Here is a 14,546-nt window from a genome sequence, read left to right on the forward strand (position 1 = left end):
TCGATGCGTTGTTCAGACGTAGGGCAGATCGACGGGCGCGAGGCTGTGGAACAGGTCGCCGGGGCCCGGATTGTGCGGATGCGTGCTGCCGCCCAGATGGTTGACCACTCCCCACACCGCGTTCAGCGCCGTGGTCACCGCCCCCTCGGCGAAGCCCGCCGTCCATGAGACGTCGTCGCCGCACAGGAAGAAGCCGCGGTGTTCCGGATCCATCGACTCCTGCATGAACTGGGTGAACAGCCGGCGCTGGTAGCGGTACTGGCCGGGCAGGTTCGACTTGAACGCCCCCATGAAATGCGGCTCGGTCTCCCAGGTGATCGTGATCGGGTCGCCGACGATGTGCGAGCGGATGTCGACGTTCGGATAGATCGCCGCAAGGCTGGTCAGCAGTGCGTCAAGGCGCTCGTGCGCGGAAAGCGTGGCGAACTTCAGCGAGTCGTCGTTCCAGGTGTACGACAGGCACATCACGCCGGGTCGGTCGGGGCCGTCCTCGAACAGATAGACACCGCGCGGCATCCGGTCGGTGAGCGTCATCCCCATCACATCGTGGCCGGTATCCGGATCGGCATCCCGCCAGAACGGCCGGTCGACCAGGACGAAGAGCTTCGACGACCCCATGTAGTGGGTGCGCTCGACCGCCGTCCAGTGCGCGGTGGGCAGCAGTTCCGGAGCGCAGTCGATGCGGTGCAGCAGCGTCCACACATGGGGGCTGAAGACGACCGCCGGATACTCCCGCACGGTGTTGTCCGCGTCCGTCACGGAAAAGCCGTCGGCGGTCCGTCCGATTCGGGTGGCGGCGGGGCGAGCGGAACCGTTGTGCAGTGCGGCCAGTGAGGTGCCCGCGGGCCAGTGGGCCAGGTCGGCCGGGGTGTGCAGCCACAAACCGCGCGGCACCTGCTGACAGCCGCCCGCTATCCCGACCTGGTTGTCGTCCGCCTCGGTGAACACCACCCGCAGGATCTCCAGGAACGAATTCGGAAAATCGGTGTCCCAACCACCCGTGCCGAATCCCACCTGACCGAAGATCTCCCGGTGCCGGAACGACTGGAAGCTGGGGGAGGTCGCCAGAAAGCCGTAGAACGACTGGTCGTCGAACTCCGTGACCAGCCGGTTCCAAACCGCCTTCAGAGTTTCCACATCGCGCCGCTGCATCGCGTCGCGTATCGTGGACAGTTCGGCGCGCTCCTGCAGGGCCTTGTCCCAGGCATCGGCCACCTCCTGGTAGATGCCCGGCAGTTCGTCGGTCGAGCGGGCGCGGTGGCGCCGGCCGCCCAGATCGATGAGCGTGCTCGGTGTGCTCGGGGCCAGCGGATTGGGAAAGGGATAGGTCCGCAGGCCCAGCAGGTCGATGTAGTGGAACAGCGACCGAGCGGAGAGCGGAAACCGCATCGCGCCCATCTCGGCGACGAGCTCCGGGTTGTCCGGGAACGGCGCGGAACGCATTCGGCCGCCCAACTGCTCGGCCTCGTACACCACCGGCCGCAGCCCGAGACGCATGAGTTCATAGGCGGCGGTAATCCCCGCCATACCGCCGCCGACAACGGCGACCTCAATTCCGGCCGCGCTCGGCGGCAGTGTGCCGAGACCGGCCGGATGACGAAGCCAGCTGTCGTACGAGAACGGAAAATCCGGCACGAGCATGAACTCACGCTATTTTTACAAGCGTTGCCGCGCCAACCCCTACCGACCCTGGTTTCCCACTTATGACCGGGGTTCCGGTTCAGTTCACCGAAACCGCCGTGGCGGCAAGTGAGATCGTGGTGACGAGCAGCCCTCGTCGAGCCGTCCAGCGGCCGGCGAACGCGTCCACCCACTGCCCCGGCGCATTGCGCGCCGGACGCAGCACCCGCGCGTCGAACGTGCCGGAGCCGTCGGCGGTCTCGGTGAAGGCGATCTCGGCGTCATCGAAGTCGAGTTCGGTGCGCATCATCGGGTACCACGCCTTGTAGACGCACTCCTTGGCGCTGAACAGCAGCCGGTCCCGGTGGACGGAGCCGGGCACCGCCGCCCGTACCCAGGACAGCTCGCTCGGCAGGGCGATCGACTCGACCATGCCCTGCCGCAGCGGAAGATCCGGCTCAGCGTCGATGCCGACGGTCACCAGGTCCGCCGCCCTGGCGAGCGCCGCCGCCCGGTAGCCGTCGCAGTGCGTCATGCTGCCGACGATCCCGGCGGGCCACTGCGGCACGTTGCGCACGCCCGGCAGCACCGGCGCGGGTGGCAGGCCGAGGTCCGCCAACGCCCGGCGGGCGCAGGCCCGTACGGTGGTGAACTCCCGGCGCCGGCGCTCCACCGAATTGCCGATCAGCTCCCGCTCCTGCGGGAACAGGTCGTCCTCGCCGTCGTCCTCGAACGCCTCGGCGCAGGCCACCGTCGCGGGCAGCAGTCCGCTGATCATGCGCTGTCCTCCTTCGGCTTCCCGTCGTGCTGCGGCGCGTCCTCGGGGTAGGGCAGGATCTGCCGCAGCAGTCCCCGAGGGTGGCCGCGGCGGCGCCACTCGCGCGGATAGCCGATCGAGACCTCCTCGAACCGGATTCCGTCGTGCCAGGTGGTCCTGGGGATGTGCAGATGCCCGTAGACCACTGCCGCGGTGTTGAACCGGCGGTGCCAGTCGGCGGTCAGCTCGGTGCCGCACCACTGCGCGAACTCCGGGTGCCACAGCACCTCCGTCGGTTCGCGCACCAACGGGTAGTGGTTGACCAGCACCAGCGGCACCGACGGATCGTGCGCCGCCAGCCGTCGCTCGGTCTGCTGCACCCGGGCCCTGCACCATGCGTCCCGGCTCGGATACGGGTCCGGGTGCAGCAGGTACTCGTCGGTGCACACCACGCCCGCCTCGTGCGCCTTGGCCAGCGACTCCTCCTTGGTCGTGGTGCCCGGCGCCCGGAAGCTGTAGTCGTAGAGCACGAACAGTGGCGCCACCGCCACCGGCCCCTGCGGTCCCCGCCACACCGGGTACGGGTCCTCGGGGGTCACCACGCCCAGGCCGCGGCACAGCTCCACCAGATGCTGGTAGCGCTGCTCGCCGCGCAGTTGGAGCGGTTCCTCGCGCGGTGTCCACAGCTCGTGGTTGCCAGGCGCCCACACCACCTTCGCGAATCGGCTGGTGAGTAGCCGCAGCGCCCACTCGATGTCATCGGTCAGCTCACCGATGTCCCCGGCGACGATCAGCCAGTCGTCATCGCTCGTCGGGAACAGCGATTCGGTGATCGGACGGTTGTCGGCGATACCGATGTGCAGATCGCTGACGGCCAGCAGCCGTCCGTCGGATCTGCCGGGGGAGGTGGTCTGCGCCGAGGTGTTAGGCGCTGTGTGCGACATCGCTGTCCAAACTGACCGGAAGGTCCTGGCGTTGACTGATGTTGATCTTGCGGTAGACCCGGGTGAGGTGCTGCTCGACCGTGCTGATCGTGATGAACAGCTTCGCCGCGATCTCACGGTTCGTGTAACCGTAGACCGCCAGCGAGGCGACCCGTCGCTCCGCGTCGGTCAGCGAGGCGACCGCGGCGGTGTCCGCCCGTACCGCACCCGCCGTCTCTCCGGTCGCCTCCGATGACGCCCCCCGCACCGGAGTGGGCTGCAGCGAGCGGTACAGCTCCTCGGCGCCGCATCCGTCCGCCATCCGCCACGCCCTGCGGATCAGCAAGCGGCCCTTGGCCACTTCGCCGAGCTGCTTGTGCGCCTGGCCCAGATCGGCCAGTGCCCGCGCCATCTCGTAGCAGTCCCCGCCGGCCTGCAGGGCACTGATGGCCTGGCCCAGCAGCTTGGGACGCTCCACGGGCGGCAGGGTGGCCGCGAGAGCGCGCGCCGCGGCCCCACGGATCCGGGCCTGCGATTCGGGGGCCCGGGCCAGCTGGTCCCTGGCCCACTCGGCGGCCTTCCCGTGGTTGTCCAGTGCCAGCCAGGTCTCCGCCGAGCCCAGCCGCCACGGCACCAGGGCGGCGGAGTCCATGCCCCAGGCACGCATCCGCTCACCGCAGGCCGCGAAGTCGGTCATGGCGGCATGATGGCGGCCGGTGGCCAACTGGTGACGGCCGCGCGCGTACAGGTAGTGCATCGCGTGCCGGGTGGCGTACATGGCATCAGGGACGGGGGATTCCAGCAGCTCCGCGGCGGCCTCGTGGTGGCCCATCGCGGTCCTGGCCTCCACCAGCGTGGCCAGCGGCATGCCGATGCCAACGCCCCAGCCATGTGCGGGGAGTTGCTCCAGCGCCAGCTCGGCGCACTCCACCGCCTTGCCCAGATGACCGCGGCGCAACGCGATCAGCCCCCGGACGGCGTTGAACGTGCCCAGCCAGCTCGGAGCGTTACGGGCCGCCGCCTCCGCCAGGAACCGGTCACACCACAGCGTCGCCGGGCCGAGCCGCTCGGTGTACACCAGCGCCAGCAGCGCCGCCTTGAGCGAGTGCCTCGTCAGGTCCGTCAGCCGGGTGGTGCGCAGCACCTGCTCGGCCTGGGCAGCCGTGGCATCGTTGCCATCCTGGCACAGCGACGCCTGGAGCGCGCTGAGCGCCCGCAGCGATGGCGCCGTCGCGGCCCCTCGCCCACCGCTTTCCACCTGCGCCATCGAATCCTGGACCTGGTCGAGCGTGTCGGGGTAGGTGGAGGCCATCAACAGCCGGGTGCTTTGCAGTTCGGTGCCGAGCCGGGAGTCGGGGGCCTTTGCCATCACCTCGTTGACCTGCCGGATCGCGGCGGCAGCGTCATCCATCTGACCGTTCCACATCATGCCCACTGCCAGCTGGAGCGTCTGGGCGGGCGGCAGCAGTCCGGCCCGCGCGGGCGCGGCCAGCGACTGCAGCTGCTGCAACGACGCCGACGGCTTCACCCGCCAGATGATCTCCGCCAGCTCCGCCCTGATCGCCAGCCGCTCCCTGTCATCGGGGCAGCACCGCTCGGCCGTCTGCAGGCAGCGGGTCGCGAACGAGACCTCGTCGTCGGCGAGCGCCCGTTGCGCCGCGTCCCGCAGCACCCGGGGCACCCACTCCTCGTGCGGCGCGGGCACATCGTGGCCGATCAACTGGTGTGCGACGGCGGTCGGGCTCGCGCCGTCTTCGTACAGCAACCGCGCGGCACGCCAGCGCAGTTGGGACGCCGACGCACCGGGCAGGTCCTCCAGCACGGCGTCGCGGACCGACTCATGACGGAACGCGGCTCCCGGCTCGTCGAGTATGCCCGCCTCGGCGAGGTCGGTGATGGACAGCCGTACGGTCCGCTCCTCCAGCCTGATCAGCCCGCACAGCAGCGGTACCGCCTCCGCACCGCCCAGCACCGCGATGCCCCGGGCGGTCAGCAGGCTGTCCTTGCCGATGCGGTGCACGCTGGCCAGCGCGGACTGCCGGAACATCTCGCCGGTCCTGGGCGAGAGCGGGGGACGGTTGGCGACGCCCGGCGCCGGGCGGGGGGTGTCGTCCAGGAAGCCGTGGACCAGCAGAGGGTTGCCGCCGGTCGCCGCGTGGAAGGCGGGGGCGAGCCGAGCGGCGTCCGCCGGATCGAAGGATTCCGCCAGCAGTTGTCCGACGCCCTGCTCGGACAGCGGGCCCAGCCGTACGTTGCACACGTCCAGTTGGCGGCCCAACTCCTTGAATGCCGTGGGCACATCGCACGCCCGCGCACAAGCGATCAGCAACGACGGCCGGTTGGTGGGCAGTCGACGGATAGCGTACGCCAGGCAGGTAAGTGACTGCGCGTCGGCGAACTGCACATCGTCGACGACGATCAGCAGTGGCTCCTGGGCCGTCAGTTCGGCGAGCGTGCGGTGGAAGCCGCGCAGGATGGCGAGAGGCACCTGCGGGGAGGGCTCGCCGCCCGTGGGCGCATCACCTGGTCGCTGGCCGGGCTCCGACGGCAACGGGAACAGCAGTGGTGGCAGGCCGTCGGCGAGTGGTGGAAGCGCCTGAAGCAGCTGTTCCAGCACCGCGTATGGGAAGCCCTGCTCGGAGGGCGCGGCAACCGCGCTCAGCAGCCGGACACCCGAGGCCGCGACGTGTTCCGACACATGGTTCAGGAGTGCGGTCTTGCCCGACCCCACGGCGCCGCTGATGACGCCGAGACGTCCTCGGCCATCGGATCTCCCGGTGAGGAACCGGGTGAGCCGCGTATTCTCCTCATCCCGCTCGATCAACAAGTCGTTAATTCCTTCCCCGTTAAAGACGCGCATATATCCGGGGGCCATCAGGGAGGCCGGTCAGGTGGCGTTCCGCTACCGGCGGTTGTGTTACCGAACGGTAGTTCTGGAGGATCTCCGGAAAACGTCCTACGCCTCGCGCTTGCGAAATCCCCTTAAGCGGGCCACTGTCACGTTGCTCCCTCCCCCGTACGCTTCCTGGACGACGTCAACGGCCCGCGCGGTTCAGGTCAGTTCGCGCGCAGGTCTGATCACGGACGCCGGCCGGTGCCTCTGGCCGAAGGCTCATTGGGAACTCTAGCAACGACCCGGAGCAGCGAAGAAAAGCATGGGCGAGGTGCAGGCGGCGTAAAAGTAACGTGCAAATCACCGGAGGGTGAACGGGCCGTTGAATCGAATGACCCCGATGAGGCTGGCGCGCGCCGGTGCGAGAGGGTCGAGTTGGCAGAGATGGCTGGTCACGGCGGGTTAGGGGGTGGTTGGGCGACGCTAGGGGGAGATGGTGGTGGAAGTCTCACTCCGGTCCGGGTTTGAATCGTCGAACGTGGGTCTCGCAGGCCCGCGGACGACGATGTCGGACCACGACTTCGGACCACTATGTCGCCCGGAACACCGGGCTTCCGGGGTGGAGCTGACCCATGACGACGATGACCCAGGCCACGGCTCGGGGGCAGGCCGCGCCTTCCGGCGGTGACGCCCGTGGGCGTGTGGCGGAGCTGCATGCGATTCGTGAGCAGGTGCGGCGGGGGCCGAGTGAGCGGGCGACCGAGGCGCAGCATGCCAAGGGCAAGTTGACCGCGCGTGAGCGGATTGACCTGTTGTTGGACGAGGGTTCGTTTCGTGAGGTCGAGCCGTTGCGCCGGCATCGGGCGAGCGGTTTCGGTCTGGAGGCGAAGAAGCCGTACACCGATGGTGTGATCACCGGGTGGGGTACGGTGCACGGCCGTACGGTCTTTGTGTATGCGCATGACTTCCGGATCTTTGGTGGTGCGTTGGGTGAGGCCCATGCGCAGAAGATCCACAAGATCATGGACAAGGCGATCGCGGCGGGTGCGCCGTTGGTGTCGCTCAACGATGGTGCGGGGGCGCGGATCCAGGAGGGCGTCTCGGCGTTGGCCGGGTACGGCGGGATCTTCCAGCGCAACACCAGGGCGTCGGGTGTGATCCCGCAGATCTCGGTGATGCTGGGTCCGTGTGCTGGTGGTGCGGCGTACAGTCCGGCGTTGACGGACTTCGTGTTCATGGTGCGGGAGACCTCGCAGATGTTCATCACCGGCCCGGATGTGGTGCAGGCGGTGACGGGGGAGAAGGTCTCGCAGAACGGTCTGGGGGGCGCGGATGTGCACGCCGAGACCTCTGGTGTGGCGCACTTCGCCTACGACGACGAGGCTCTGTGTATCGAGGAGGTCCGGTACCTGCTCTCGCTGCTGCCGTCCAACAACCGGCAGATGCCGCCCGCGGTGGAGTGCGCCGACCCGGTGGACCGACGCGGTGACGCCCTGCTGGAACTGGTTCCGGTGGACGGCAGTCGGCCGTACGACATGCGCCAGGTCATCGAGGAGATCGTCGACGACGGCGAGTTCCTTGAGGTCCATGAGCGCTGGGCGAAGAACGTGCTGTGTGCGCTGTCCCGGCTCGACGGCCAGGTCGTCGGCATCATCGCCAACCAGCCGCAGGCGCTGGCCGGGGTGCTGGACATCGAGGCTTCGGAGAAGGCCGCACGCTTCGTTCAGATGTGTGATGCGTTCAACATCCCGCTGATCACGCTGCTGGACGTGCCCGGCTTCCTGCCGGGCGTGGACCAGGAGCACGGCGGCATCATCCGGCACGGCGCGAAGCTGCTGTACGCGTACTGCAACGCCACCGTGCCGCGGATCTCGCTGATCCTGCGCAAGGCGTACGGCGGTGCGTACATCGTGATGGACTCGCAGTCCATCGGCGCCGACCTGACCTACGCCTGGCCGACCAACGAGATCGCGGTGATGGGCGCCGAGGGCGCCGCCAACGTCATCTTCCGCCGCCAGATCGCAGATGCGGACGACCCGGACGAGATGCGGACCCGGATGGTGAAGGAGTACAAGTCCGAGCTGATGCACCCGTACTACGCGGCCGAACGCGGCCTGGTCGACGACGTGATCGACCCGGCCGAGACCCGCGAGGTACTGATCCGCTCGCTCGCCATGCTCCGCACCAAGCACGCCGACCTGCCGTCCCGCAAGCACGGCAACCCGCCCATCTGACCCACCTCCCCGCGCTTCCCGTTGGCCCGCAGGCCCGTGGCCCGTTGGCCGCGCAGGCCCGACGGCTTGTACAGAAAGGCCCCGCGACAACCATGACCCCGATCAACAACGGCGTGATTCCTCCCCGTGGACCCGAGGTGTCCGAACGCACCCTGACGTATGCGGGGTTGGCGACGTTCGGACGTGTTCCTCGGCTGGACGAGGTGGGGGAGACGGATATCGCCGTGGTCGGTGTGCCGTTCGACTCCGGTGTCTCCTACCGCCCCGGCGCGCGTTTCGGTGGGAACGCGATACGTGAGGCGTCCCGCCAACTGCGGCCGTACAACCCGGCGCAGCAGGTCTACCCCTTCCACTTCGCCCAGGTCGCGGATGCTGGGGACATCACCGCCAACCCGCACAACATCAACGAGGCCGTGGAGACCATCGAGGCCGCCGCCGGTGAACTCGTCGACACCGGCGCCCGTCTGATGACGCTCGGCGGCGACCACACCATCGCCCTGCCGCTGCTGCGCGCCGTGGCCCGTAAGCACGGCCCGGTGGCGCTGCTGCACTTCGACGCCCATCTGGACACCTGGGACGCGCACTTCGGTGAGAAGTACACCCACGGCACACCGTTCCGGCGGGCGGTCGAGGAGGGCATCCTCGACACCTCCGCCCTCTCGCACGTGGGTACCCGCGGCCCGATCTACCACCAGAACGACCTGGACGAGGACACGAAGCTGGGCTTCGGCATCGTGACGTCCGCCGATGTCATGCGGCGCGGTGTCGACGAGGTGGTGCAGCAGCTCCGCGAGCGGATCGGCAAGCGGCCGCTGTACGTCTCGGTCGACATCGATGTCCTCGATCCGTCGCACGCCCCCGGCACCGGAACGCCAGAAGCGGGCGGCCTCACCTCGCGCGAACTGCTGGAAATCGTCCGTGGCCTGTCCGACTGCCATCTGGTCTCCGCTGACCTGGTGGAGGTCGCCCCGGCCTACGACCACGCGGAGATCACCGCTGTCGCGGCCTCCCACACCGCGTACGAGCTGATCACCATCATGTCCCGGCAGATGGGACCGGCACGGTGGGCGGGTAAGTAAGTCGCCTGTCCGGATGCCCGGGTCATAGGTCGTGACCCGGGCATCCGGCGCGCCGGGTGGCAGGACCAGGGGAAGGGGCAGCGACATGGAGCACATGACCACAAGGAATGGCGGGCGTTCGTCTCAACCGGCACCCGCACCGGCAAGCTCGCCGTGATGCGCGCCGACGGCCGCCCGCATGTCACCCCCGTGTGGTTCCTGCTGGACGACGACTCCGCGCACCCCGAGATCCTGTTCACCACCTGGGGTGCCTCGGTGAAGGCCAAGGCCCTGCTACGCGACCCCCGCTTCAGCCTCTGCGTGGACGACCAGCAGCCCCCGTACTCCTACGTCCGCCTGGACTGTACGGCCACCCTCACCCAAGACCCCGCCCAACTGCTCCACTGGGCAACCCGCCTAGGCCACCGCTACATGGGCCGGGCCAAGGCGGAATCGTTCGGCAAGCGCAACGCCGTACCGGGCGAGTACCTGGTACGGGGGCGGGTCGAGCGGGTGGTGGCGCAGCGGGGGATCGCGGATTTCTGAGCGTCCGCCATCGCCCGGCAGGGCCACCCGCGCACGCTGCGGCCCCGGGCGGCTTCCGGATCTCAAGCGGCGGCTGGCCCTGCCTGCACGGTGTGCTAAGCAGTGGGAGGAGTGGCCGGAGGGACGGTGAACGTGATGTTGGAGAAGTCCCTGCCTTGGACGACCGTGTGTTGGGTTCCGCCGCTGATCTCGTTGTGGACCTTGCTGGCTGTACTGACGGTCTGAGCCTGTTGCCACCACTCTGTCAGGAGCCCCCGGAAGTCGGTGTCCAGAGCCGCCCGCACGCCGAGCGCTGTGATCAGTGCCTGTGCTCGCATCGGATCGGTCGGGGCGTCTTCCAGGGCCGTGAGCTCGAGCTGGCCCGAGCTCACGCTGGGACTTTCTGTCTCGTTCTGCGCCTCTCCACGCCGAAAGGGGCGCCGGACGAGCGCGGAGAGTCCCTGCCATGCCTGTCGTCCGGCTTCCCCGCCAGCCCCTCCGGCCAGTGCCGTGAGGGCGGCCGCCGAGATCGGATCCATGAGTGTGCTCCTTGGGTTGTCTGCTGCAGACACACCATAAAAGTGCTTCAGGCGTTGCTGCAGCGGATTCCGCCGCTCTCTGCGTACCTTCGCGCGCACGCCGCAAACGGTCCCGGCCACACGAAACCGAGGGCGGCGCGCGGCCAGTACGGCAGAACTCCCTTCGCAGGGCGAATCTCGTCAGGGAAGGGTCGATACCGAGTCGCTGAGACGAGCTGGTTTCCCGTCACCCAGGCTCGTGCGTCATAGGGTTGGAGGATGGCCGAGGAGACGTACAACAGTCTGGACGGGCGGGCGGACGTGGTGGTCCAGGCCGGCCGCATCGGAGAGCTGCATCAGCACCTGCACGCCGCGGCTCCTTCGGCGCAGCCAACGCCGTTTCAGTTACCGCCCGCACCGGTGCACTTCGAGAACCGGCAGGCCGAGCAGGAGCGCATCGCACGTGCTGCCGAGAGCCATGCGAACCATGCTGGGCCGCTGGTGGTGGCGTTGACCGGGATCGGCGGCATCGGCAAGACCGCGTTGGGATTCCACGTCGCTCGTCAGCTCAGCGGGAGGTATCCCGACGGGGTGTTGTACGTCGATCTGGACGACCTACGCCGAGACGGGGTGGTGGAGGTCGCCGACGCGGCCGGGGAACTGCTCACCGGCCTTGGTGTCTCCCCGGATTGGCTGGAGCGTTCCTTCGCCGGCCGTTCGAAACAATACTGGACGTGTACCCGGAACAAGCGCCTCATCGTGGTCATCGACAATGCGCGCTACGGCGCGGAGGCCGTACCGCTGCTACCGGCATCCGCCGGGAGCCTGGTAATCGTGGCGAGCCAGGGGCCGCTCTACGATCTCGACGGCGTGGCCGCGGTCGAGGTGCCCGTGAACCCGTTGGCGGTGGGCGATGCGGTACGGCTGCTCGGGCATATCGTGGACGACCCACGGCTTGCGGCGGAGCCGGACGCAGTGGCGGAACTCGCCCGCGGCTGTGCCGGGTTGCCCGCGGCGCTCCTGGTGGCCGGCCAGTGGGTCCGCAAGTACCGCAGACGCAACTTGTCCCGGCTGGTCGCTGAGCTCACCGCAGAGCTGCACGAGAGGGGCATCCCCATGGTCGAGGCAGTCTGGGACGCCGCGTACTCGGGGCTGGGGTCAGCGGCCGCCTGGCTCTACTGCCTGTTGCCGCAGCACCGCGCCCCCACGATCACGGCCCCAACTGCCGTGGCGCTCCTGGGTGGTGGTCTCCAGCGGGCCGAGGACGCCTTGGAGGAGTTGGAGTTGGCGGGTCTGCTGGAGAACAGGCCCGAGGGGTACCGGATGCACGACTTGCTGCGAGGGCATGCTGAGCGCCGCGCGCGCCAGTCCGACCCTGGAGGCGTGCGTCGTGCCGAGGTGCGCCGCAGGCTGATCCGCTGGTACAGGCGCCAGTCAGCCCGGGCGGACCTGCTGGCTGCCGGCCCTCGGATGACCTTCGCAGCTCCCGAAGCGGCGGTCCCGGACGTCCCCGACATCGAGTTCAGCGGTGGGACGCAGGCCTTGAGGTGGCTGGAATCGCATCGGCTCGCCCTGTACGACTGTGTTCGGCTGGCCTTCGAAACCGGGCTTTATGAGGATGCCTGGTCGCTGTGTGAACCGCTGTGGACACACTTCCTTGATCACCCGCATTACGCGGACGTCACGGATGCGTTCCGCATGGGCGTGGCAGCCGCCGATCGCCTGGAGTTCCTGCCGGCGATGGTGCGGATGCGATGCCAACTGGCCAGGCCGCTGTGGGAGCAGGAGCGGTACGACGAGGCCGCGGAACAGCTGCGACAGGCGTTCGGCGCCTCCGAGAGCCTGGGCCAGTCTTCGCAGGAACGCAAACTGAATGCATCGGTGATGGAGTTCGGGGGCTTGCTGAAGTCAGAGGAGGGGAACTTGGCGGGGGCAACCGCGGACTTCGAAGCTGCCAGACGGGTCCACACGGCGATCGGGAACGCGTACGGCGTGCTGCTCCAGACCTACCTGCTGGGCCGCACCGCCCTGAGCCAAGGCGAGTCCGAGCGGGCGGTAGCCCTGCTGAGCGAGGCGCACAGGATGGCGCGGGAGCAGGGCCGGGAGCGGATGACGGCGCGGTCCGGTTTCGAGCTCGGTCGTGCGCTGAGGCGTGCCGGGCGTGCGGCGGAAGCAGGTGGACTGGTACGTGCGGCGCTGGCGAACTCCCGTGAGCGGGGCTCGACTTTCGATGAGGCGCGCATCCTGGAGGAACTGGCTGCTCTTACGGATGAGCTGGGTGAACCTGCCGGAGCCGAGGAGTACCGGACGACGGCCAAGCTGCTGGCCGCACGCTCGGGCGGCCTGTCCGACGGCGGTCAGAGCTCGTAGTCGAGGTCCGCCTCGTCGGCTTGAGCCAGCCTGACGCGTACCGTGAGCGGGCCGATGTCGCAGACGAGCGACACTGGCGGCGCCCACTGCTGGGTGGCGCCGAGCCAGGCATGGATCGCAGACAACACTGCCCCCGGATCGGCGCGCAGAACGCGGTCGGTGGTTCTGCAGGGCTCGATGCGGACGCTGAGTGGTCCCAACGAGCGGTGCCGGACCAGGCACCGCTCCGGGGAGAGGACCGCGGCAGCGGTCCGGCAGCCCGGAGCCTCGTCCAGGACACGGGTCGTCCAACCGGCAGCAGTCCAGGCGCTGGTGTGCGGTGCCGGAGAGGTGGGCCGTGCACGGCGCCACAGCACCGACGCGCTCTGCACATGGCGCTGGCCGGATTCAGGGTGTTCGGCCGCCAGGTGGTGCACCTCCTCGGAGGTGCACGGGGGGAACCGCGCGACGCTTATCCGGAGCCCAGACACCTCGGCCCGTACCGCGAAGGCCCGGGGACGTTGGGGCGCGGCCGGGTGGGGGAGCGGATGCGGAGTCACCGGTGCGGACCGTGGCCGGAGGCCCAACAACCGGTAGAGCTCGGAGCGAAGCCGCCGCAGTGACTGGCCAGGCAGCGCGAAAGCCGCGTCGGCGAAGTCCCGTACGTCGTGGGCTTCGGCCGCCGGGAGAACATCGAGCAGGTCGGCAGCCTCGGCCAGCTGGGGAACCCGGGAGAGCATCCGTGCCATGGGGCTGCCAGGGATCAGCTCACTCCCACCGCCGTATGCCCCGATGACCGGTCGGCCGAGAGCAGCCGCGTAGAGGGCGGCGGAGCCGTGGTCGGTGACCACGGCATCGGCCGCGACCAGGAGGGCGGCCCATTCCTCATGCGGTCTGGCCAGGGTCAGGCCGGCAGCCAGGGCAGGAGCGAGCTGACGGGAAAGGTCGAACGTGCCCGTCCGGCTGTACTCATTGGGATGAAGGACAAGAGCGAGCTGGTACTCGTCGTACGGGAGTCGGTTGATGAGCTCGCCCGGTAGCTCGGGTCGCCGCGCGAGCAGCGACTCCGGCCCCCAGGTGGACGTGAGCACTATGAGTCGTCGCTCGCCCGTTCCCAGGGCGGAACGGTAGTTCTCCCGATGGGCGAGAGACCCCAGCAGCCGATCCAGCGTCGGGTCACCCACAACCGCCGCCCGGGCGGCGGCCGAAGGGCAGTACTCGGTGAGGCGAGTGAGTTGATCGTCATGCGCCAGCGCGTGGAGTGCGGCCCAAGGTTCGCCGTCGGCGAGTAGGTGGTGGGGATCGAGACCGGACGGGAGGTGTGGCGAACCCTCTTCGCTGACGGTCTTGTTGAACCCGGCACCGTGCGGAAGCAGCGCCGCAGGACCCGAGAGCACCCGCAACGCGCCCTTCGGACTCGCGGCCAGGATCAGGTCGTGCTTACCGTCGCGGGCCTCTTCCCACATGATGGTACGGGCGCCGGAGCGCTCCAAGGCCGCCAAGGCGTCCGCGTCGAACGCCGATCCCGGCACCAGCGTGAAGCGGACAAGGATGCGCTCGTCACCCTCGAAGACGGGCAGCACATCGAGAAGCCGGTGCAGGGCCCCCGCCGAACGAACGGCAAGGAGTACTGCCCGTTGGCCGTTGGCCGTTGGCCGTTGGCCGTTGGCCGTTGGCCGTTGGCCGTTGGCCGTTGGCCGTTGGCCGTTGGCCGCAGAATCGTCCATTG

Annotated in this window: 10 protein-coding genes; 4 read left to right on the top strand and 6 right to left on the bottom strand. The window is 68.9% G+C overall.

The features are described 5' to 3' along the window. Positions 1-12: 12 nt before the first annotated feature. The 4 genes from P2L57_RS06970 to P2L57_RS06985 form a co-directional block, all read right to left on the bottom strand. Positions 13-1,641, bottom strand: coding sequence for a flavin monoamine oxidase family protein (locus tag P2L57_RS06970; RefSeq protein ID WP_275809941.1), 1,629 nt, complete (start codon positions 1,639-1,641; stop codon positions 13-15). Between the two features lie 79 nt (positions 1,642-1,720). Beyond that, positions 1,721-2,398, bottom strand: a complete 678-nt coding sequence (locus P2L57_RS06975; protein ID WP_275809944.1) for a 4'-phosphopantetheinyl transferase family protein — start codon at positions 2,396-2,398, stop codon at positions 1,721-1,723. Continuing rightward, positions 2,395-3,321 carry a metallophosphoesterase family protein gene (locus tag P2L57_RS06980; RefSeq protein ID WP_275809947.1) on the bottom strand — a complete coding sequence of 309 codons (927 nt, stop codon included), beginning with the start codon at positions 3,319-3,321 and terminating at the stop codon, positions 2,395-2,397. The genes P2L57_RS06975 and P2L57_RS06980 overlap by 4 nt, the downstream gene beginning before the upstream one ends. Beyond that, on the bottom strand, positions 3,302-6,124 hold the full coding sequence (locus P2L57_RS06985) for a helix-turn-helix transcriptional regulator (RefSeq protein ID WP_275809950.1): 2,823 nt from the start codon (positions 6,122-6,124) through the stop codon (positions 3,302-3,304). Before P2L57_RS06985 ends, P2L57_RS06980 begins: the two co-directional genes overlap by 20 nt. Before the next feature lie 650 nt (positions 6,125-6,774). On the opposite strand from P2L57_RS06985, the gene P2L57_RS06990 reads away from it, so the two are divergent. The 3 genes from P2L57_RS06990 (at position 6,775) to P2L57_RS07000 (ending at position 9,971) form a co-directional block, all read left to right on the top strand. Next, entirely contained in the window at positions 6,775-8,367 is a 1,593-nt protein-coding gene (locus tag P2L57_RS06990) for an acyl-CoA carboxylase subunit beta (protein ID WP_372515638.1), read from the top strand. Between the two features lie 92 nt (positions 8,368-8,459). Next, positions 8,460-9,446: an agmatinase gene (speB, locus tag P2L57_RS06995; RefSeq protein WP_275809956.1), complete on the top strand. Its 987-nt coding sequence runs from the start codon at positions 8,460-8,462 to the stop codon at positions 9,444-9,446. 42 nt (positions 9,447-9,488) lie between these two features. Next, positions 9,489-9,971, top strand: coding sequence for a PPOX class F420-dependent oxidoreductase (locus P2L57_RS07000; RefSeq protein ID WP_275810154.1), 483 nt, complete (start codon positions 9,489-9,491; stop codon positions 9,969-9,971). A gap of 95 nt (positions 9,972-10,066) precedes the next feature. Here P2L57_RS07000 and P2L57_RS07005 read toward each other — a convergent pair whose 3' ends face one another. Next, positions 10,067-10,489, bottom strand: a complete 423-nt coding sequence (locus P2L57_RS07005; RefSeq protein WP_275809959.1) for a hypothetical protein — start codon at positions 10,487-10,489, stop codon at positions 10,067-10,069. 258 nt (positions 10,490-10,747) lie between these two features. On the opposite strand from P2L57_RS07005, the gene P2L57_RS07010 reads away from it, so the two are divergent. Next, the gene (locus P2L57_RS07010) at positions 10,748-12,838 is read left to right on the top strand and encodes a P-loop NTPase family protein (protein WP_275809962.1); all 2,091 of its coding nucleotides are present in this window, start codon (positions 10,748-10,750) and stop codon (positions 12,836-12,838) included. Here the strand turns inward: P2L57_RS07010 and P2L57_RS07015 are convergent. Beyond that, entirely contained in the window at positions 12,826-14,544 is a 1,719-nt protein-coding gene (locus tag P2L57_RS07015) for a translation initiation factor 2 (protein ID WP_372515629.1), read from the bottom strand. The genes P2L57_RS07010 and P2L57_RS07015 overlap by 13 nt on opposite strands. Between the last annotated feature and the right edge of the window lie 2 nt (positions 14,545-14,546).

Source organism: Streptantibioticus ferralitis (assembly GCF_029223525.1).
Classification (GTDB): domain Bacteria; phylum Actinomycetota; class Actinomycetes; order Streptomycetales; family Streptomycetaceae; genus Streptantibioticus_A; species Streptantibioticus_A ferralitis.